Raw genomic sequence first — 21075 nt, forward strand, 5'->3', positions numbered from 1 at the left:
AAGCGCTGCGCATCTGGGGGGCGTTTGTTTGCGATAACCGCGAACGCGCTAGTACGTCTCAACGTGGTAGCGGCCGCTCTCGCGCATCTTCGGTTTCAGCGCTAACCAGTCGATCGACGCCGCGCGGCAGGCATCGGCGAAGGCTTCATCGACGCCGCTCTCCATGCCTTTCAATCCGCAGATGTAGACATGGGTCTTGTCGTCACGCAGCAGCGCGGCGATCTGCGCCATCTCGCTGCGAATCCGATCCTGCACATACACGCGGGGCTGATCCGGCACACGCGAGTAGCAGAAATATTTCCCGAGCAGCTTTTCAGGCACTTTCTGCAGTGGGCCGAAATACGGCAATTCCTCAGGACGCCGCGCGCCGAAGAACAGCAGTAGCCGTCCCGGCGCATCCGGCATCGCGCGGCGGCGGCGCTCGGTAAAGCCGCGAAATGGCGCGGAGCCTGTGCCAGTGCAGATCATGATGATGTTTGCGGCAGGATCGTCCGGCATCAGGAAGGTGGCGCCGAACGGACCGGTGACTTCCAGCTTCGCGCCGCGCGGCAGATCGCACAGATAATTCGAGCAGACGCCGTTGTCCTCGCGCTTCACTGTGAGCGCGAGATTGTTGGTGTTGGGCTTCTCGCCGCCGCGGGGGCTTGCCACCGAATAGAGCCGTGCCACATGCGGCTTGCCGTTCTCATCGGTGCCGGGCGCGACGATGCCGATGCTCTGGCCCTCCAGCACCGGAAACTTCTGATCGCCGAAGTCGAGAATGATGTGACGCACGTCGGAATCTGCGTTGGCATCGGTGAGACGGAAATTTCCGGTGACCGTCGCCGTCGCCGGCTTGCCGCGGTTGTAGAGATTGACCGTCGGCTTGCTGGCGGAATGCGGCGCGACCGGCTTGCCGCCGAGGCCCTTGCGGGCCTCTTCCAAAAGCCTTGAGACCTCGTCCTCAAGTGCCTCGACCGTGCCGCCCTCGCTAGATGCTGCTGCGACCTCTTCCTGCTTCGGCAATTCCTCCCACGAGAATTGCTCCTCAAGGGAGTAGGGCCGCGTCACCACGCGCCAGTTGTCGATCGATCCGGTGGGGCATGGTGAGATGCAGTCCATGCAGTGATTGCAGATGCTCGCATCGACGACATAGTTGTTGCCGTCATGCGTCACCGCATCGACCGGACATGTCTCTTCGCAGGTGTTGCAGCGAATGCAGATTTCCGGATCGATGAGATGTTGCTTCAGCAATTCCTGCGTCGGCGCATTCATAGGCTTCGTCCGTTACGCCGCGATCTTCACATATTCGAAGTCGCCGGGCTTGTTGTCGATACCGACCTTGGGAGGCGCAATCCAGTTCGCGAACTTGCCGGGTTCGGACACCGGCTCCATCAGCGAGGAAATGAAATCGCCGTCCGCCGTCGAGGGCAGATAGTCGTCGCGCACCTTCGCCCACTCGGCATCGGAAACAATGATGCCCTTCGGCGTCGCCTGCACATTGGCAAATTCGCCGATCTGGCGATGAAACGCGGTGTGCGGCAATTCGAGACGGAAATTCACGCCGGCCTTCTCGATCACCTTGTTCCAGCGCTCGACGCCCTTGGCGCAATCCTCGGTGTAGTCGTCGCGCAGCCGCATGTTGAGTGCGGTGAGCGCGGGCTCGTCCACCAGCGTGATCTTTCCATCTACCATCTTGAGCACCTTGTAGATGTCGTTGGTCAGACGATGATCGTCATCGATCTTGGTTTCCTGGAAACGGCCCTTGAGGCCAGCGTTGTAGAAGTTCGCGGCGTTGGTCGAGACCTCCGATCCGAACAGATCGAGCGACAGCGAATAGTGTAGATTCATCTTCTTCTGCATGGTCGGCAGGTCGATGACGCCGAGCGCGCGGACCTTCTCGATCTCGTTCGGATCATCGATGCCAGCGGCCTTCATTGCATCACAGGTGCGCTGGAGCACGCGGCTGACGCCGGTCTCGCCGACGAACATGTGATGCGCTTCTTCCGTCAGCATGAAGCGGCAGGTGCGCGACAGCGGATCGAAGCCGGACTGCGCAAGGCTCTCAAGCTGCATCTTGCCATCGCGGTCGGTGAAGAAGGTGAACATAAAGAATGACAGCCAGTCCGGCGTCGCTTCGTTGAACGCGCCGAGCATCCGCGGCGCGTCCTCGTCGCCGGAACGGCGGCGCAGCAGATCGTCGGCTTCCTCGCGGCCGTCGCGGCCGAAATACTTCTGCAACAGATAGACCATCGCCCAGAGATGGCGGCCTTCTTCCACGTTGACCTGAAACAGGTTGCGCATGTCGTAAAGCGATGGCGCAGTTTTACCCAGATGGCGCTGCTGTTCGACCGAGGCCGGCTCGGTGTCGCCCTGAATCACGACAAGGCGGCGCAGCATCGCGCGATATTCGCCGGGCACTTCCTGCCAGGCCTTCTCGCCCTTGTGCTGGCCGAAATTCACAAGGCGCTGCTCGTCCTGGGGCGCCAGCAAGACGCCCCAGCGATATTCCGGCATGCGGACGTAATCGAACTTGGCCCAGCCCTTCGGGTCGACGCTGATGGCGGTGCGCAGATAGACCAGCGATTCCTGAAAACCGTCCGGGCCCATGTCGTTCCACCAGTCCAGATAGCCCGGATGCCAGCCTTCCAGCGCTTTCAGCACCTGACGATCCTCGGCGAGATTGACGTTGTTCGGGATCTTGGTGGTGTAGTCGACGTTCATGATGTTCATGGCGTGCTCTCCGTCAGGTTGCTTCGTCATTGCGAGGAGCGAAGCGACAAAGCAATCCAGCTTCTTCATGTGGCTCTGGATTGCTTCGCTTCGCTCGCAATGACGGCATTTAAGTTTCTCAAACCCTCGTCATGTCGAACTGCGCGCGCTCGCCGGTGCCGTAGCGTTGCAGTGCGCCGTTTTCCCCCACCGCATTCGGCCGCTGGAAGATCCAGTTCTGCCACGCAGTGAGCCGCGAAAAGATTTTCGATTCCATGGTCTCGGGCCCGACGAAGCGCAGGTTCGCTTCCATGCCGGTAAGACTGTCAGGCGAGAACGACGTGCGCTCTTCAAGGAACACGCGCACTTCATCGTCCCAGTCGATGTCGTCGAGCGCGAAGGTGACGAGACCCAGGTCCTCGGCGGTTTCGGCATCGAGCGCTTCGCCGATCTTCGCCTTCGCTGTCTCGACATCCGATGGATCGGCCTGGAAGCGCGATTCCAGCCGCGTCAGGCCGTGGCTCATCGGATAGGGACCGAAGTTCGCAGGCGAGAGAACAATCTCCGCGGGCGCGCGATTGTCGCCCTGCTTCTCGCCGATCAGCATGTAGGAGCGGTCGGATGCGAACACGAGTTCCGCCAGCGTGCCGACGAAGCAAGAGCCGGGCTCGACCAGCGTCACCAGCGTGCGCGAGGTGACATCGATGCGCTTGAGCACGCGCTTCCAGTAATGACGGATCTCGTTGACCAGCCAGTTGGCCTTGTTGGCTTCAAGGAACGCGTCATAGGCCAGCACCCGCGTGCGTTCGCCGACCGACTTGAACACCAGCATCGCGGTTTCAAGCTCATTGATGCGCAGATGCAGGATGGCGTCGTCCAGCTCACGCGCCACCTGAAGCGGCCAGAAATCCGCACCCTGCGCGGTCATGCCGGCGACATCGACGGGCGGATCGTTTTCGGGAGCCTTGATGGTGATGGTGGCGATGCGTCCCGTGCGATTGAGATCGACGCTGACGAAACCATAGCGGATGCCATCGTCGGTGAAGCTGCGCTTCAGCGGCGTCAGCGCGATGCCCTGCCCTTCGCCGTTGCGTTTGGATTTGTCGGCAAATTCCTTCGCGCGCTCCGCGACCTTGGCTTCCAGCTTGGAGTTGGAGACGATTTCGTCCACCAGCCGCCACTGCACGGCGCGCTTGCCCTTGATGCCTTCCTCGATAGTGCAGAAGAAGTCGGCGTGATCGCGCCGGACCTTGCGCTTGTCGACAACGCGGGTGAGCCCGCCGGTGCCCGGCAGCACCGCCAGCAGCGGCACTTCAGGAAGCGCCACCGCAGCCGAACCATCGTCCGCCATGATGATGTGGTCGGCGGCAAGCGCGAGTTCATAACCGCCGCCGGCCGCGGTGCCGTTGACGACGCAGATGAACCGCTGGCCGGAATTCTCCGACGAATCTTCGATGCCGTTACGGGTCTCGTTGGTGAACTTGCAGAAGTTCACCTTGTGCGCGTGGGTCGAGCCCGCGAGCATGCGGATGTTGGCGCCGGCGCAGAACACGCGGTTCTTGCCCGAGCGCAGCAGCACCACCTTCACTTCCGGGTGCTCGAAGCGCAGCCGCTGCACGGCGTCGGCGAGTTCAATGTCGACGCCGAGGTCGTAGGAATTCAGCTTGAGCAGGTAGCCCTCGAACAGGCCGCCGTTCTCGTCGACATCCATGGTCAGGGTGGCGACATCGCCCGCCACATCGAGTTTCCAATGCCGGTACTTCGACGGCTCGGTCTGGAAATCGATGAAGGTCGCGCTGTTGGCGAGTTTTCGGTCTTCCGCGGCCATGGCTGTCTCTCGATCCGGATGAAATCTGAATTATAATGCATAATAATGCAGGTTAAGTGACACGTCCAGCTCTATATTGCCCTCAATATGCACTTTTTTGCATGTCAGGCAGCCCGGCCCACGGCGCCCTCGCCATGCAGGGACAGCAGCCGGTTGGCGAAATCCGCCGCCGTCCGGAGGGTGGGTTCAGGAGTTTCGCGATGGGGCGAATGGCCCGCGCCGGGAATGATCGTCACGTCCACAGGGCAGTAGCACTCGGCCTGCGCAATCTCGATGTGGCGCAGCGTGCCATACTGATCATCGGAGCCCTGGATGATCTCCACCGGCACGCGCACATAGGCGAGCGATTCCGAAATGTCCCATTCGCGGAATTTCGGATCGAGCCAGACATCGGCCCAGCCGTTGAACGCGTTGTCGGCATCCTTGTGCCAGCGCGCGAGCTTCGGCTTGAGGTCGCCGGTGTCGTAGTTCTGTTTGGTCTTCTTGATCGAAACCAGACCGAACTCCTCGACCATGAAATGCGGCGCGATCAGGATCACGCCGCGCACGCGATGATCCTGAATGCCGCCGGCATAGATCGTCGCGATCGACGCGCCATCGGAATGGCCGAGCAGCAGCCCGCGCCGGAAGCCGATGGCTTCCAGCACCTTCGGCAACACATCAAGCGCTTCGATCTCCATGAAGTTCAGCGGCCGCGGCAACTTCGCAGGTGACGAGTTGCCGTAACCTGCGCGTGAATAAACGAACACACCGGCGCCAGTCGCGGCCTGCAGCTTCTCCGGGAAATCGCCCCACAGCCCGACGGAACCGAGACCTTCATGCAGCATCACGATGGTCGGCGCCTTGTCGGGCATGGGCCCGATCATGCGATACTCGAGTTGCGCGTCGCCGATGGTGAGTGTGCCGGAGGGTTGCAGGATGGTCATTGGTTTTTCCTCGTCGTTCCACTTTAGTTCGTCATTGCGAGGAGCACTTGCGACGAAGCACAGTTTTCTTTTCTTGAGAGTGGATTGCTTCGCTCCGCTCGCAATGACGGGCTAGGGCTTCGCGCCGGCCCGCAGCTTGAAACGCTGGATCTTTCCGGTCGCGGTTTTCGGCAACGACTCCACCACCTCGATCCAGCGCGGATATTTCCACGGGCCGATCTTCTGCTTGACGTGCTCTTTCAGTGCTCCGTTGAGATCACTGACCGACGCGCCCTGCTTCAGCACAACGAACGCTTTCGGCTTCAGCAGACCTTCGGAATCTTCCGCGGGCACGACGGCGGCCTCCGCCACCGACGGATGCGTAATGAGTGCGCTCTCCACTTCGAACGGCGACACCCAGATGCCGGAGACCTTGAACATGTCGTCGGAGCGGCCGCAGTAGGTGTACCGGCCCTCGGCGTCGCGGGTGTATTTGTCGCCGGTTCGGGTCCAGCCGCCCTCGAACGTCTGCCGGCTCTTGCTGCGCTGGTTCCAGTAGCCTTCGCCGGCCGACGGCGCGTTGACGATCAGTTCGCCGACCTCGCCATCCGCAACGTCCGCGCCCGCATCATTCACAAGACGCACCGCATAGCCCGGCACCGGCTTGCCCGAGGTGCCGTACTTGATGTCGCCCGGCGCGTTGGACAGGAAGATGTGCAGCAGTTCGGTGGAGCCCACACCATCGAGAATGTCGACACCGAAGCGATCCTTCCAGCTCCGGCCCACCAGTTCGGGCAGCGCTTCGCCCGCCGAGGTACACACACGCAGACGTTTGGTGCGCGGCTCATTTTTGAAAGCTTCGTCGTTGAGCATGGCCGCGAACAGCGTCGGCACGCCGAAGAAGATGCTGGGATCGTGCTTGCGGATCAGTTCGAACATCACCTGCGGCGTCGGACGTTCGGGATTGAGGATCGTGGTCGCACCCACCGACATCGGGAATGTCAGCGCATTGCCGAGACCGTAGGCGAAGAACAGTTTGGCCGCCGACAGACCGACATCGTCCTCGCGGATGCCGAGCACCTGCTTGGCGTAGGTCTCCGCCGTCGCTTCGAGATTGGAGTGCAGATGACGCACGCCTTTCGGCATGCCGGTCGAGCCTGATGAATAGAGCCAGAACGCAGGCTCATCCGGATGGGTCGCGGCTGTTTCGAACTGATCGCTTTCCTTCGCGAGTTCATCCTTGAGCAGCAGATGCCCGTTCGCGTTTGCACCCGACACCACGACATGCTGCAAATCCGGCATGCGGCCGAGCACATCCTTCACCACCGGCAGCAGCGCTTCCGAAATGAACAGCACGCGCGCGCGGCAATCCGCCAGCACGTAGGCATATTGTTCGGACGTCAGCAGGGTGTTGAGTGGCACCGGCACAATGCCCGCGCGGATCGCGCCCAGGAACACGATCGGGAAGTCGATGGTGTCGAGCATCATCATCGCGACGCGCTCTTCCCGCCGCACACCGAGCCGCTTCAGGAGATTCGCGAGCCGGCGCGTCTGCGCCTGCAACTGGCCATAGGTGATCTCGGACACCGGGTCCTTGAACACGACCTTGGCCCCGCGCCCTGCGTCGACGTTGCGGTCGAGCAGGTAGGCCACGGCATTGTATCCGCCGCCTGAATCGCTCATGACTTCGACGCTGGGCCGGTGCCCAGTCCACCCTTCACCCGCACGACGCTCTCCCTTGGATCAGTTTTAGAATTATAATTCATATAAAGTCACCCCCTGAGCTTGATGTCAACCTTTTCCGGCATTATGTTTCAGGTACGCCCACGAGTCGAAACCGAGATGACCCCGCAGGTAGAGCCGGAAAGCCAATTCCTTGAGCAGCTTGGACAGCGCGTCCGCACCATGCGCGCGCTGCGCGGCATGTCGCGGAAGACGCTCGCCAAGGTGTCGGGGATTTCCGAGCGCTACATCGCGCAACTCGAAAGCGGCAAGGGCAACGTCTCCATCGTGCTGCTGCGCCGGGTCTCCGCGGCGATGGGCGCGCATGTCGAGGACCTGATCCCGACCGCAGATACGACGCCGGACTGGCTGGTGATCCGAGATCTGATGCGCAGCGCGACACCTCAGCAGATCGCGCAGGCCAAGGAGGCCCTGTCGGGCAACGGAGCATCGCGCGGCAACACCTTCGCCGGCATTGCACTGATCGGCCTGCGCGGCGCGGGTAAATCGACGCTCGGCAAAATGCTGGCGAAGAAAATCGGCTGGACCTTTGTCGAGCTGAACAAGGAGATCGAGAAGCAGAACGGCCTTTCGGTCGCCGAGATCATCGCGCTCTACGGCCAGGAAGGCTTCCGCCGCATGGAGCAGGCGGCGCTGGCGCAATTGCTCGCGCGCAAGGAGCTGATCGTGCTGGCGACCGGCGGTGGCATCGTCTCCGAGCCGGTCACGTTCGATCTGGTGCTGTCGTCGTTCTATACGATCTGGCTGAAGGCCAAGCCGGAAGAGCACATGGGGCGCGTACGCAAGCAGGGCGACCTGCGGCCGATGGCAGACGACCGTTCCGCGATGCAGGAGCTGCGCACCATCCTGCTCAGCCGCGAGCCGCTCTATGCGCGCGCCTCGGCGCAGGTCGACACCGCCGGGCTCGATGTCGAGGAAGCCGCGAAACGCCTCGCCGACACCGTCGCGCCGCTGCTGGCCAAGGAACCGCTGACCTTCGCGCCGCGCGCCGTCGCCACGCAATGAGCGGCGTTCTCGACCTCGCATCACCTGTGACCGTCGCAACGGCGTCGGCACAAACACTGGCGGATCTGCTCGGCGCCCGCGGACTCGACGCGGCGAACATGGTTGCGATCCGCAACACGCTGCACATCGACGATATGTCGAGCGACTTCCGCACCCTTGCCGACGTGATTGATGCCAACGCACTGCCGATGCTCGACCGCATGCAGGACGGTCCGCGCATCGCGCACGAAGCATTGGTACTGTCCTTTGCCGCGTGTGAGGATGGCCGCGCGAAGCTGACGGGCTTCCGCCGATTTCTGATGCGGCGCGAGGGCATCGTGCCGACGGACATTGTCTATGATTACGACGCCGCGCATTTGCTGCACGCGTTCATTGCGCGCGCTCATGCACCTGTTTTTTATGATGCGTTCGATGAAGATGGCCTCGGCGATCTGATCGGAGAACTTGTTCTGCAATGGCCGCAGCCGCTGGAGCGGAACATTGTTGAAGCGAGTGATGCGGGGCTGGTGGTCGTTGATCTATAGACAATGTCATCACCGGGCATAGCCGTTTGAAGAACGGCGTCGCTTTCGCTCGCCTATCCCGATGATCCTGATTCATAAGGCACTGTGATCGGGATGGCCGGAAAAAGTCCGGCCAGGACAAGAGAGGGGCTGTCGCTGCTCCCTCTCCCCGCCTGCGGGGAGAGGGTTGGGGTGAGGGGCAGACCTCCGCAACGAAATAAAGTGAAGACGCCCCTCACCCGGATTGCTACGCAATCCGACCTCTCCCCGTAAACGGGGAGAGGTGAGGAACCCTCACACCCCCAGATGCTGCTCCAGCAGATCCTGCTTCTCCGCCAGCTCGGCAGGCGTGCCGTCGAACACCACCGTCCCCTTCGACAGCATCACCATTCGGTCGGCAATCCGCGACAGCGCGCGGAAATCCTTGTCGACCACAATGGTCGCGACGCCTTCACTGCGAATGATGCCGAGCGTCTTCCAGATGTCTTTCGCCACCAGCGGGGCGAGCCCTTCGGTCGCTTCGTCGATCAGGATCAGATCGGGATTTGTCATCAGCGCACGGCCGATGGTCAGCATCTGCTGCTCGCCGCCGGACAGTTGATGGCCGCCATTGGTGCGACGCGCATGCAGTCGTGGGAACAGTTCGTAGATCTTCTCCAGCGTCCATACCCTGCGTCCGTCGACGCCGGGGCGCGCGGCCATCACGAGATTCTCCACCACCGACAGCGAGCCGAACACACCGCGGCCTTCCGGCACCAGCGCCACACCCGCGCGCGCGATTGTCTCGGGCGCGGCCCGCATGATATCGCGGCCATTGAGCGTGATCTGCCCGCGCCGGTCGGCGACGAGCCCCATCAGCGAACGCAGCAGCGTCGTCTTGCCCATGCCGTTGCGGCCGAGCAGCGCCACCTGTTCGCCGCGCGCAATCGACAACCCGGTGCCGTGCAGCACCTGGCCCGCGCCATAAAACGCTTCGAGTTTCTGGACATCGAGTAACGCGCTCATACCGCGTCCTCCTCAACACCGAGATAGGCGAGCCGCACCGCCGGATCGACGCGGACATCCTGCGGCAAGCCGCTGGCGATGACATGACCGTCGGCCATGACCGTGAGACGATCCGCCAGTTCGAACACCGCATCCATGTCGTGCTCGACCACCAGCACGGCGCGCCCCCTCTTCAACGATGCGATCAGATCGACCACCTTGCGCGCTTCCGATTGGCCCATTCCAGCGAGCGGCTCGTCGAGCAGGATGATGCGCGGCTGCGTCGCCAGCACCATGGCGATTTCAAGCTGCCGCTGTTCGCCGTGGCTCAGATGCATCGCCGTCATCTGCCCGCGCGCCGAAAGCCCCGCCTGCTCCAGCGCCTCGCGGGTGCGACGGTTGACGTCCGCATCGGAGAACACGTCGCCAAACATCTTCAACGGTGATGCGGCATGCGCCTGCGCCGCCAGCCGAACGTTTTCCTGCGCACTGAACTGCTGGAAGATCGTGGTCTTCTGATACGAACGGCCCAGACCCGCACGGGCGCGGCGGTCTGGCGCAAGGCGCGTGATATCGTCCTGACCCAGCATGATCTCGCCAGCGCTGACGGACAGATCGCCGGACAACAGATTGATCAGCGTCGATTTGCCCGCACCGTTCGGTCCGATCACGGCGTGAATTTCACCGGTGTGAACATCAAGCGAGACATCGGACACGGCGGTGAGGCCGCCGAAATGCTTTTTCAGGCCAACGGCGCGGAGCGCGACATGTCCGTTGTCAGCCATGACCGGCCTCCTTCGCGTCGTCATTGCGAGCGGAGCGAAGCAATCCAGAAGCATCCGACAAAGAACTGGATTGCTTCGTCGCTGCGCTCCTCGCAATGACGGGAGACGTTTCCTGCGTCGGAAGGACCATTTTCAGCAGATCGCGCACGCCGTTCGGCAGCACCAATACGATCAGAATGACGATCAGTCCTTCGGCGAGCTTCCAGTGTTCGGTGGTCGCCTTGAGAGCTTCCTCAAGCCCGATCAGCACCAGCGCGCCAGCCAGCGGACCCGCCACCGAACGCTGACCGCCGATCAGCACCATCACCAGCACCGTGGCCGACAGATGCCAGCCCAGCATCTGCGGCGCGACAAAGCCGAACTGCGCCGCAGCGAAGTATCCGGCGATGCCCGCAATCGCGCCCGAGATCACGAATGCCGTCAGCCGCACACGAAACACCGGAAAGCCGAGCGCACGGGCGCGGCGCTCATTGTCGCGGGCCGCCGCCAGCGCGTGACCGAACGGCGAGCGCACGATCATGGTCAGGAGCGCGATCACCGCCACCAGAACAGCGAGGATAAAGAAATAGTAGGTCAGCGGCTTTTCGAGATCGAGCAGGGTGATGTTGCCGAGCATCATCGACGGCTTGTTATAGATAAACGCGCCGTCAGAGCCGCCAGCGAACTTGCTGTCATGAAACAGGAAGAACAGCATTTCTCCGAATGCCAGCGTCACCATGATGAAGTAGATGCCACGCGTGCGCAGCGCCAGCGAACCGATTACCGCGGCAGCACCCGCGGAAGCTACCACCGCAAGCGGCAGCGTCCACCACAGCGAGACTGGATCGTATTTCGGGGAGGCCAGCGCCAGCACATAGCCTGCGATGCCGAAGAACGCAGCGTGGCACAGGCTCACAAGACCTCCGTAGCCGACCACGAGATTGAGCGACATCGCCAGGATGCCCATGATCAGCGCCTTGCTGATGAACTGCACATAATAGGTTGGCGCGACGAACGGTAGCGCAATCGCCAGCGCGAGCAGCGCACCCGGCAACAGCAACACACGCGGATTGCGTCGCACTTTCTCGTCCATGCGGATCATACCTCCCGCCGGCCGAGAATGCCGTTCGGGCGCCACAGCAACACCGCCGCCATCAGCACATAGATCAGCACGCTCGAGACGCTCGGGAAGAACACTTTTCCGAACGTATCGGTGAGACCGATCAGGAGCGCGCCAATCGCAGCGCCCCCAATCGAGCCGATGCCGCCGAGCACGACGACAACGAACGAGAGGATAAGCATGCTGTCGCCCATGCCGGGATAGACGGTCGAAACCGGGGCGACGACGATGCCGCCGAGTGCCGCCAGCGCGATGCCTACCGCGAAGACGTAGCGATTCACAGCGTCGAAGTTGATCCCAAGGGTGCGCGTCATCTCACGGTTCTCAGCGCCCGCCCGCACGATCATGCCGATCTTGGTGCGCGTAATGACAAGATAGATGATCGCGGCCGCAACCAGACAGAAGCCACAGATCGCGAGACGATAAACCGGGTATGACAGGTTATCGGTGAGCTGGATCGCGCCGCGCAGCCCTTCCGGCGGCAGCACCGAATGCACGTCCTTGCCAAACAGCAGTTGCCTGATTTCGTCGATGACAAGAATCAGACCGAACGAGAGCAGCACCTGGGCCAAATGATCGCGGCCGTAAAGCCTGCGGATGAAAACGTTCTCGAGCAACAGCCCCACGACGAAGGCGATGGCGACACCGGCAACAAGAGCGACCCAGAAGCTGCCGGTATAGGCCGCGATCCAGTAGGCGAGATAGGCGCCCAGCATGTAGAACGCGCCGTGGGCGAGATTGATGACGCCGAGAATGCCGAACACCAGCGTCAGCCCGCTGGCGACCAGAAACAGGACCATCCCGTACTGAATGGCATTCAGAAGTTGAACGCCGAGGGTTACGAGGTCCATTTAATGTGTCCCGTCAGAAAAAGCGGCATGAACTACACACACGATGTCGTCCCCGCGAAGGCGGGGACCCATACTCCCTGAATCCGAGCCTCCCGCAAACATGCTGACGCAGATTCTGTGCGAAATATCAAACATAGTGGTTATGGGTCCCCGCCTTCGCGGGGACGACATCGGGAGAGGAGCCCGGTGGCTCTTTTATGTGCGCCGATCCGCTCGCACCTCACGCCATCTTGCAACCGCGGGCCGGATCGTCGACGGCGGCCTGCGCGATCGACACCAGTTCGTTGCGGCCGTTGCGCACCTCACGCAGATAGATGTTCTGGATCGGGTTGTGCGCCTTGTTGAAAGACAGCGGCCCGCGCGGTGAATCGATCTTCGCCGCACCCATCGCTGCGATCATCTTGTCCTGCGCCTTGGCATCGCCGCCGACGGCGTTAAGACCGATATCGAACAGCGCCGCCGCGTCGTAGCCCTGCACGGCATAGATGTCGCCATCGAGACCCGTTTTGGCCTTGAACGCTTTCAGGAACGCGAGGTTCGCCGGATTATCGAGATTGTCCGCGTAATGCAGCGTGGTCTTAATGCCGTTGGCCGCTTCGCCCTGCGCCTGAATAGTGCCGTCGGTGAGGAAGCCCGCACCGTAAAGCGGAATGGTCTTGTTGAGACCCGCCGCCGCGTAGTCCTTGACGAACTTCACCGCGCCGCCGCCGGCGAAGAACGAGAACACCGCATCCGGCTTCAGGGTCGCGATGCGCGTGATGAGTGCCTGGAATTCCACCTCAGGGAACGGCAGTGTCAGATCCTCGACGATCTTGCCGCCGGATTTGGTGAAGTTCTCCGAGAACGCACTGATCATTTCCGCGCCGGCGGTGTAGCGCCAGGTGATGGTGACGACGTTCTTGATGCCTGCGTCGACCAGCACCTTGCCGGCGGGATAGGTCGTCTGCCAGTTCGAGAACGAGGTGCGGAATACGTTCGGCGAGCACAATGCGCCGGTGGCGTCGTTGGCGCCGGCGTTCGGAATGATGAGCATGGTTTTGGTATCGCGGGCCACCTTCACCATCGCCATGGCAACACCGGAATGCACCGTGCCGACCACGACATCGACCTTCTCGCGCCCGACCAGGCGGTTCATGTTGTCGGTCGCCGCCTCGGGCTTGGATTCGTCGTCCACCTTGATGAACTGCACTTCGCGGCCGCCGAGCTTGAGGCCTTTCTGCTGATAGTAAAGCTCAAAACCATTGTCGATGAACTGGCCGAGCTTCGCGAAGGTACCGGTATAGGGCAGCATCAGGCCGACCTTCAGCGGTGCATTCTGCGCAATCGCGGGACTGAACAGGCGCGGCGTCACGGCAAGCGTTGCGGCTCCCGCAGCACCGGATAACAGTGCCCTGCGGCTTACCTTCATGATCTTTGACATAGGCGTCTCCCTCTCATTCGTTTTTATGGTTGAATCCGATTGCAGCACGCATGACCCGCCGGTTTCAAGATCGGCCTTGCGCCCATCAGGCCGGGCATCCGATCCAGTCGCCGCATCCATCGTCGTCGAGCCGTTTGAGATCCGCGGCGCGGCGCGACAACACCGCGCGCTGATTGATGTAGCCCTTGTCGGTGATTTCGCCGCCGTCGACTGACGGCAAATCCGCCAGCAGCAACGCGCGCGTGGCAAAACTTGACGAACCGCCGCCGTTCGCCTTCAGGCGTGCGAGCCCCTGTGCCACCGCCTCGCGCACGGCAGGCGAACGCAGCACTTCGGCAACATCAGCGTCCGGCAGTTTCGTCAGTGCACGGCAGGCCGGGATGTTCGGAAACACCAGGAAGCGAACCTCATGCCTGTCATGACCGGTGACCACGATGTCCTGCGCCAGCGGCGCCAGCGCGGCGATGCCCGCAATGCGCAGCGCACCAACGCTGACCCAGGTGCCAGAGGTGAGCTTGAAGTCCTCCGCGACACGGCCATCGAAAAACAAGCCAAGCTCCGGACGCGCACTGTCGGCGAACGTCATCGCGTCGCCCATCATGTAAAAACCGTCGGCATCGAACGCCTTCGCGGTTTGCTCCGGTGCTTTCCAGTACCCGGGCGTCACGTTGGGGCCGCGCACGCGCGCCTCCAGCTTGTCGCCGGTCGGCACAAGCTTGATTTCCGTGCCCGGGATCGGCACGCCGATATTGCCAGAGCGTTGCGCCTGAAAATGACAGTCCGTGGCAAGCGGTGCGGTTTCGGTCGAACCCCAGGCGGACACTATTGGCACCGCATGGCCAACGGTTGCGATCGACAGCGCTTCCAGTGCCTCCCAGAGGTTTTGCGGCAACGCCGCCGCGGCATAGAACAGGAGTTTCACTTCCGAAAAGAACCGGCGACGCAGGTCGTCGTCTTCGCGCAGCGCAGAGATCAGCATGTCGTAACCACGCGGTACATTGAAATACACGGTCGGGATCACATCGCGCAAATTGGCGAGCGACAACGCAAACAGGCCCGGGGCCGGCTTGCCGCTGTCGATGTACAGCGTGCCGCCGTTGCGCAGCACGCAGTTGAAGTTGTGATTGGCGCCGAAGGTATGGCTCCACGGCAGCCAGTCGAGCGTGGTGAGGCCGGGTCGGGTGAGAAACGGCCAGGTTTGAGCCTTTGCTGCCTGATTTGAGGTCAGCATGCGCTGGGTATTGATGACGGCCTTTGGCGTTCCGGTCGAACCGGAAGTGAACAGAAACTTTGCAATGGTGTCGTGGCCAACGGCAGCGAAGACACGCGCGACCTCCGGCGTTTCTGCTGCGGCTGTCAGAGACGAGAATGCAATCGCCCCGTCAAATCCCTCAGGATCGCCGGCAACGACGACCGCCGTATGCAGCGGTGCGATGGCACTCAGCGCGGGCGCAAATATTTTCGCGCTGGAGACATAGACCGCGCCGGGATCGAGCAGCGCAATCATGCTTTTCAGCTTGTCGAAATCCTTCGACACCAGCGAATAGGCCGGCGACACCGATGCCGCTGGCACACCGACATGCATGGCCGCGAGCATGAAAACGGCATGGTCGATCGAGTTGTCGGACAGGATCGCAAGCGGCCGTTCCACGTTCATGCCCTGCGCCAGAATCCAGGTGCCCGCCGCGCGCACCCGCCGCAGCGTTTCGCGGTAGGTCAGCTTGGTCCACGCCGCGTCGGCGCTGCCGCGCTCTGCAAGAAAAACTGTATCCGGCGTGTCGCGCGCCCACTGCTCCAGCCAGTCGCCGACACAGCGCGCGAACGGCTGCAACGGCGCCGCCGATTTCAGCCAGATGCTGCCATCGGCTTTGCGCTCGGCGACAATATTCGGATCAGCGAACAGCGCCTGCGCACTGGCCTGGCGTTGGGCGACGACCGCTGTCATGGCAGCGCCCGGAGCGCGCCAGCCAACATTTCTTCCGCCGCAGGTACTGCGAACGCAGGCATTGGCTTCCTTCCCCTCCGCGACTGCATGTTTTAGAATAATAATGCAGTTCTGATGCCGCTCTTCGGCGATTAATGCAATATAATGCAGATAGTTTGGAACGTGTCAATTGCCGCCCGGCCTTAGCGGCTGCGGCAGCATGCCGCCTAAAATTTAGTCTTAGGACCAAAGCAGCGCAGGATTTTCCCAGCCCGGAGAGTCCCTCTGGCTGACATCAACCTGTTGTTTTGGATCGACAATCGGGCATCCGTACGGTCGCTGCACGCTTTGTACACAATGGCACACCGCTTGCTTCGTTAACGGGATTAACGAAGGCGACGCTGATGCCACCGACGAAAAATTTGCTCGCAGCCGAGCCGACGCCGGTCGATGTGACCTGGGCGAAGACCGCACTCGTCATCATCGACATGCAGCGCGATTTCCTCGAACCCGGCGGTTTTGGCGAAACCCTCGGCAACGATGTCTCGCAGCTTGCGAGCGCCGTGAAACCGTGCGGCCTCGTGCTCGACGCGTTTCGGGAAGCCGGACTGCTTGTCATCCACACACGCGAAGGTCATTCGCCCGACCTCTCCGACGCGCCACCCGCCAAGATCGAGCGCGGCGCGCCTTCATTGCGCATCGGCGATCCCGGTCCGATGGGCCGCATTCTCATTCGCGGCGAAGCCGGGCACGACATTGTGGAGGCTCTTTATCCCGTCAAAGGCGAGATTGTCATCGACAAGCCTGGCAAGGGCGCGTTCTACGCAACCGACCTCGGCGATACTCTGAAACAGCGCGGCATCGAAACACTGCTGGTGTGCGGTGTCACCACTGAGGTCTGCGTCAACACCACGGTGCGCGAAGCCAACGACCGCGGTTACCGCTGCGTCGTGCTGGCCGATTGCTGCGCATCGTACTTCCCAGAATTTCACGAGATGGGCCTGCGCATGATCAAGGCACAGGGCGGCATCTTCGGCTGGGTCAGTTCATCGTCAGAGGTTTTAGCGGCACTGAATTCCGAACCATCGAAAATGATTGCATAGGGGCGCGCGATGAGCACATCAGACACGGCTGTGACTTCCGGCAAACCGATCCTGTGGGCGCCCGGCGACTGGAACGCCTTCTTCGGCTTTGGCACCAACATCCTTGTCAACATGCTGACGCTGACGGCGCTGCTACGCTTCGTGCTGAAGATGCCGGATTCGCTGGTGTTCGGCCGCATCCTGCCCGCGCTCGGGCTGATGATGTTTCTCTCCACCATGTACTACGCATGGCTGGCCTATCGTCTCGCGCAGAAAACCGGCCGCAGCGACGTCTGCGCGCTGCCCTCCGGCGTCAGCGTTCCGCACATGTTCATCGTCACCTTCGTGATCATGCTGCCGATCCTTCTCAAGACAGGTGATCCGATCAAGGCGTGGGAAGCCGGGCTGACCTGGGTGTTCATCCAGAGTTTCATCCTGATGCTCGGCGGCTTCATCGCCCCCTGGATTCAGCGCATCACCCCGCGCGCGGCGCTGCTCGGCACGCTGGCGGGCGTATCAGTCGCGTTCATCTCGATGCGCCCCGCGTTCGAGATGTTCATGACGCCCGTGATCGGCCTCACATGTTTCGCCGTAATCCTCGCAAGCTGGTTCGGCGGCGTGAAATATCCGAAGAATATTCCGGCGGGCCTTGTCGCCATCTTCGTCGGCACCGTAATCGCATGGGGCTCGAACCTCTTCGGCCTCAACATCGGCGGCATGAGCTTGGCCAAGCTGGGTGCGGCATTCAGCAATGTCGGCTTCTCGCTGCCGATCCCCGCCATCGGCCACGTGTTCTCCGGATTTGAATTCATCGGCATCATTCTCGTCACCGCGATTCCGTTCGGCGTCTATGACCTCGTCGAGGCGATGGACAATGTGGAAAGCGCGGAAGCCGCCGGCGATCACTACCCCACGACACGTGTGCTGACCGCTGATGGCGTTGTCAGTCTGATCGGCGCGTTGATGGGTAATCCCTTCATCAACGCGGTGTACATCGGCCATCCCGGCTGGAAGGCGATGGGCGGGCGCATCGGCTATTCCGCCGCGACCGGTGCAATGGTGATTGTGCTGGCGTGGCTGGGCGTGATCTCGCTGCTGCTCAATCTGGTGCCTGTCGTCGCGATCCTGCCGATCCTGCTTTACATCGGCATGCTGGTCGGCGCGCAGGCGTTCCAGGCGACGCCCGCCAACCATGCACCGGCCATTGTGCTCGCGCTGACGCCGCATCTGGCCGCATGGGGCAAGACCCTCGTGGACGGCGCGCTCACAGCAGCGGGCACCAGCGCCGCAGCCGTCGGCATCGACAAGCTCGGCGCGACCGGCGTGCTCTATCACGGCCTCGAAATCCTCGGCGAAGGCTCGATCCTCTCAGGGCTGGTGCTGGCGGCGATGGCGGTGTTCGTGATCGAACGCGATTTCGTCAAAGCCTCCGCATTTGCCGCCGCCGGTGCCGTGCTGACATTCTTCGGCTTCATGCATGGCCCCGCCGTCGGCATCGCCGTGACACCCGGCGTGGCGCTGGCCTACGCTCTGGTCGCGGCTGGTTTCTTCGCTTACGCCAGATCCGGCGCAGCGATGGCAGCGATGCCGAAACCTGCCGTCGTGCCTGCGGAATAAGATCAATCAACAAAATGATAGGAAGCGATTTGTGACCGAGACTGTTGCCGAGATCGTTGCCGCGCACCGCGCGCGAACATCATCACCTGCCAAGACCGTTGCGCGCAGCTTCCGGCGCATTCGCGACCATGGCGATCCCGCTATCTTCATCAGCCTGCGCGATGAAGCCGAGGCGATTGCCGAAGCCGAAGCACTGTCCGCCAAGGGCGACATCTCGCTGCCGCTCTATGGCGTTCCGGTTGCGGTGAAGGACAACATTGACGTCGCGGGCCTTCCGACCACCGCCGCCTGCCCGGCGTTTTCATACAAGCCGGCACAGGACGCCAACACCGTGGCGCGATTGCGCGCCGCAGGCGCCATCGTGATCGGCAAGACCAACCTCGATCAGTTCGCGACAGGACTTGTCGGCGTGCGCTCGCCTTATGGCATTCCGAAAAATCCGGTGAATGGCGATCTCGTCCCCGGCGGATCGAGTTCAGGCTCGGCGGTCGCCGTCTCGGCTGGTCTCGTGCCGCTGTCGCTTGGCACCGACACTGCGGGCTCCGGCCGCGTGCCCGCGATGCTCAACAATATCGTTGGCCTCAAGCCATCGCTCGGCCTGATGTCGACCTTCGGCGTGCTGCCAGCCTGCCGCACGCTGGATTGCGTGTCGATTTTCTCTCTCAACGTCGATGACGCCATGATCGCGCTCAACGTCATGGCCGGATATGACGAAGCCGATCCCTATTCGCGCGACCGCTTTGTCGGCCCGGTGACGGGTTTTCCACCCAGCATCCGGATCGGTATTCCGCGCAAGGGCCAGTTGAAGTTCTTCGGGGACGCTGCCTCTGAGAAGAGTTACGACGCTGCGGTCGGACGACTGATCGCGCTCGGCGCGGTGCCTGTCGAGTTCGACCTCGCGCCATTCTATGAAACCGCGCAGCTGCTCTATGACGGCCCGTGGGTGGCGGAGCGTTATCTTGTGATCCGCGATCTGCTCGCAAAAGATCCCGACGCTGTCCATCCGGTCACTCGCGAGATTACACTCAAGGGCGAGAAAATCACCGCCGCCGATACGTTCGCGGCTCTCTACAAGCTCGAGGCGATGCTGCAGATCAGTCGCAAGACCTTCGAGAGTATCGACGCGATGGTGCTGCCGACTGCACCGACCGCCTATACGGTCGATGACGTGCTGGCGAACCCGATCGAACTCAACAGCCGCAACGGCACCTATACCAATTTCGTCAATCTGCTCGATATGTGCGGCCTCGCGGTGCCTGCGGCGATGCGCGCCGACGGCATTCCGTTCGGCATCACCCTGCTCGCGCCTGCGGGGCAGGATGCGAAGCTCGCCAGCATCGGCCGCGTGTTTCATGCCGACACCAAACTCAAGACCGGTGCAAAAGGCGTCGCTCAACCGCCGCTCACGCCGGCCGCAAAGCAGCCCGGCAAAGATGAAGTGGCCATCGTTGCAGTCGGCGCGCATCTGTCCGGCATGGCGCTGAATCACGAACTGCTGTCGCTCGGCGGACGCCTGCTTGAGGCAACATCGACCACACCGGACTACAGGCTCTATGCGCTGAAGGGCACGGCGCCGCCCAAACCGGGAATGCTGCGGGTCGATCCCGGCACCGGCGCCGCGATCGCTGTCGAAGTGTGGGCGCTGCCGACAAACGCGTTCGGCGCATTCGTCGCCGCGATCCCCTCGCCGCTGTCGATCGGCACCGTGCGTCTTGCCGACGGCTCCGGCGTCAAAGGCTTTCTGGTCGAGGCCAACGCAACCGAAGGCGCACGGGACATCACATCGTTCGGCGGCTGGCGCGCCTTTATCGCGGCGCAGGCGAAGTCGGCCTAGGGATTTTTCTTTTATGAAATTCTCTCCGCTCATTCCCGCGAAAGCGGGAATCCAGATCTTCGAGAACTGGGTCCCCGCCTCCGCGGGGACGAACGGGATTACCTCACGCCCTACACCTCAGCCCATTGGCGAAGCATGTTGTGATAGAAGCCGGTCAGTGAAACCAGCGACGGATGATTGGGCACATCCTGATTCAGCCGGATAATCGCCATGTCCAGATCGAACAGCATCGCGCGATGACTGACGTCGCGGATCATGCTCTGAGTCCAGAAAAATGAGGCGATGCGCGAGCCGCGCGTGATCGGCGTCACATGATGGACGCTGGTCGCGGGATAGATGATGGCATCGCCTGCCGGAAGCTTGACGCTGTGGCTGCCGTAGGTGTCTTCGACGACGAGCTCACCGCCGTCGTAATCCTCAGGCGATGAAATGAACAGGGTGGTCGAGACGTCGGTCCGAATCCGCACCGGCTGCTGCGAATGGGTGCGGATCGCATTGTCGATATGCGAGCCGAAGGTCATGCCTGCATCGTAACGGTTGAACAACGGAGGAAAGACCTGCAGCGGCAGCACCGCCGACATGAACAGCGGATTGCGCAGCAGCGCGCCGCGCACCATGTCGCCGAGATCCCGCGCCTCGGCTGACTGCTCCGGCAGTTGCAGGTTGAACTTGACCTTGCCGGACTGGTGACCGGCGGTGATGTTGCCGTCGACCCACGCGGCCTTGGTCATGACCTCCTTGCAGCGCGCGACCTGCTCGGGCGTCAGCACATTGGGGATGTGCAGCATCATGGCGTCGGCTCCT

Annotated in this window: 17 protein-coding genes; 5 read left to right on the plus strand and 12 right to left on the minus strand. The window is 62.0% G+C overall.

What is annotated here, in order from left to right; translation table 11 throughout:
- Window positions 1-48 precede the first annotated feature (48 nt).
- From boxA to I554_RS0117470, 5 genes are all read right to left on the minus strand, one after another.
- Window positions 49-1254, minus strand: coding sequence for a benzoyl-CoA 2,3-epoxidase subunit BoxA (gene boxA / locus I554_RS0117450; protein ID WP_024577156.1), 1206 nt, complete (start codon window positions 1252-1254; stop codon window positions 49-51).
- Between the two features lie 12 nt (window positions 1255-1266).
- Window positions 1267-2712: a benzoyl-CoA 2,3-epoxidase subunit BoxB gene (gene boxB / locus I554_RS0117455; protein WP_024577155.1), complete on the minus strand. Its 1446-nt coding sequence runs from the start codon at window positions 2710-2712 to the stop codon at window positions 1267-1269.
- A gap of 118 nt (window positions 2713-2830) precedes the next feature.
- Window positions 2831-4519, minus strand: a complete 1689-nt coding sequence (gene boxC, locus I554_RS0117460) for a 2,3-epoxybenzoyl-CoA dihydrolase (protein WP_024577154.1) — start codon at window positions 4517-4519, stop codon at window positions 2831-2833.
- A 104-nt stretch (window positions 4520-4623) separates the two neighbouring features.
- Window positions 4624-5445 (minus strand): alpha/beta hydrolase, encoded by an 822-nt coding sequence (locus I554_RS0117465; protein ID WP_024577153.1) that lies wholly within the window; start codon window positions 5443-5445, stop codon window positions 4624-4626.
- Window positions 5446-5556: 111 nt separating this feature from the next.
- A complete protein-coding gene (locus I554_RS0117470) occupies window positions 5557-7107 on the minus strand; it encodes a benzoate-CoA ligase family protein (protein ID WP_024577152.1) in 1551 nt (516 codons plus the stop codon).
- Window positions 7108-7266: 159 nt separating this feature from the next.
- On the opposite strand from I554_RS0117470, the gene I554_RS0117475 reads away from it, so the two are divergent.
- Together I554_RS0117475 and I554_RS0117480 are read left to right on the plus strand one after the other, a co-directional pair.
- Window positions 7267-8172, plus strand: coding sequence for a helix-turn-helix transcriptional regulator (locus tag I554_RS0117475; RefSeq protein WP_024577151.1), 906 nt, complete (start codon window positions 7267-7269; stop codon window positions 8170-8172).
- Window positions 8173-8270: 98 nt separating this feature from the next.
- The gene (locus I554_RS0117480; RefSeq protein ID WP_244432777.1) at window positions 8271-8696 is read left to right on the plus strand and encodes a hypothetical protein; all 426 of its coding nucleotides are present in this window, start codon (window positions 8271-8273) and stop codon (window positions 8694-8696) included.
- 273 nt (window positions 8697-8969) lie between these two features.
- On the opposite strand, the gene I554_RS0117485 is transcribed toward I554_RS0117480, so the two are convergent.
- The 6 genes from I554_RS0117485 to I554_RS0117510 all read right to left on the minus strand — a co-directional run bounded on the left by I554_RS0117485 (window position 8970) and on the right by I554_RS0117510 (window position 15759).
- Complete coding sequence (locus tag I554_RS0117485) at window positions 8970-9680, minus strand: ABC transporter ATP-binding protein (protein ID WP_024577149.1); 711 nt, start codon at window positions 9678-9680, stop codon at window positions 8970-8972.
- Entirely contained in the window at window positions 9677-10444 is a 768-nt protein-coding gene (locus I554_RS0117490; protein WP_024577148.1) for an ABC transporter ATP-binding protein, read from the minus strand. Before I554_RS0117490 ends, I554_RS0117485 begins: the two co-directional genes overlap by 4 nt.
- Complete coding sequence (locus tag I554_RS0117495) at window positions 10437-11516, minus strand: branched-chain amino acid ABC transporter permease (RefSeq protein ID WP_024577147.1); 1080 nt, start codon at window positions 11514-11516, stop codon at window positions 10437-10439. Before I554_RS0117495 ends, I554_RS0117490 begins: the two co-directional genes overlap by 8 nt.
- A gap of 5 nt (window positions 11517-11521) precedes the next feature.
- Window positions 11522-12394: a branched-chain amino acid ABC transporter permease gene (locus tag I554_RS0117500; protein ID WP_024577146.1), complete on the minus strand. Its 873-nt coding sequence runs from the start codon at window positions 12392-12394 to the stop codon at window positions 11522-11524.
- Window positions 12395-12614: 220 nt separating this feature from the next.
- On the minus strand, window positions 12615-13814 hold the full coding sequence (locus I554_RS0117505; protein ID WP_024577145.1) for an ABC transporter substrate-binding protein: 1200 nt from the start codon (window positions 13812-13814) through the stop codon (window positions 12615-12617).
- A gap of 85 nt (window positions 13815-13899) precedes the next feature.
- Complete coding sequence (locus I554_RS0117510; RefSeq protein WP_024577144.1) at window positions 13900-15759, minus strand: feruloyl-CoA synthase; 1860 nt, start codon at window positions 15757-15759, stop codon at window positions 13900-13902.
- A 383-nt stretch (window positions 15760-16142) separates the two neighbouring features.
- Here I554_RS0117510 and I554_RS0117515 point away from each other — a divergent pair, with 383 nt between their 5' ends.
- Genes I554_RS0117515 through atzF form a run of 3 tightly spaced genes read left to right on the plus strand, consistent with a single transcriptional unit; the run spans window position 16143 to window position 20271 of the window.
- Complete coding sequence (locus tag I554_RS0117515) at window positions 16143-16841, plus strand: isochorismatase family cysteine hydrolase (protein WP_024577143.1); 699 nt, start codon at window positions 16143-16145, stop codon at window positions 16839-16841.
- 9 nt (window positions 16842-16850) lie between these two features.
- Window positions 16851-18437: a hypothetical protein gene (locus I554_RS0117520; protein WP_024577142.1), complete on the plus strand. Its 1587-nt coding sequence runs from the start codon at window positions 16851-16853 to the stop codon at window positions 18435-18437.
- Between the two features lie 31 nt (window positions 18438-18468).
- Window positions 18469-20271, plus strand: coding sequence for an allophanate hydrolase (atzF, locus tag I554_RS0117525; protein ID WP_024577141.1), 1803 nt, complete (start codon window positions 18469-18471; stop codon window positions 20269-20271).
- Window positions 20272-20381: 110 nt separating this feature from the next.
- Here atzF and I554_RS0117530 read toward each other — a convergent pair whose 3' ends face one another.
- Window positions 20382-21062, minus strand: a complete 681-nt coding sequence (locus I554_RS0117530; protein ID WP_024577140.1) for a Fe2+-dependent dioxygenase — start codon at window positions 21060-21062, stop codon at window positions 20382-20384.
- Window positions 21063-21075: the final 13 nt, after the last annotated feature.

The organism is Afipia sp. OHSU_II-C1 (genome assembly GCF_000497575.1).
In the GTDB taxonomy this organism is placed as follows: domain Bacteria; phylum Pseudomonadota; class Alphaproteobacteria; order Rhizobiales; family Xanthobacteraceae; genus Afipia.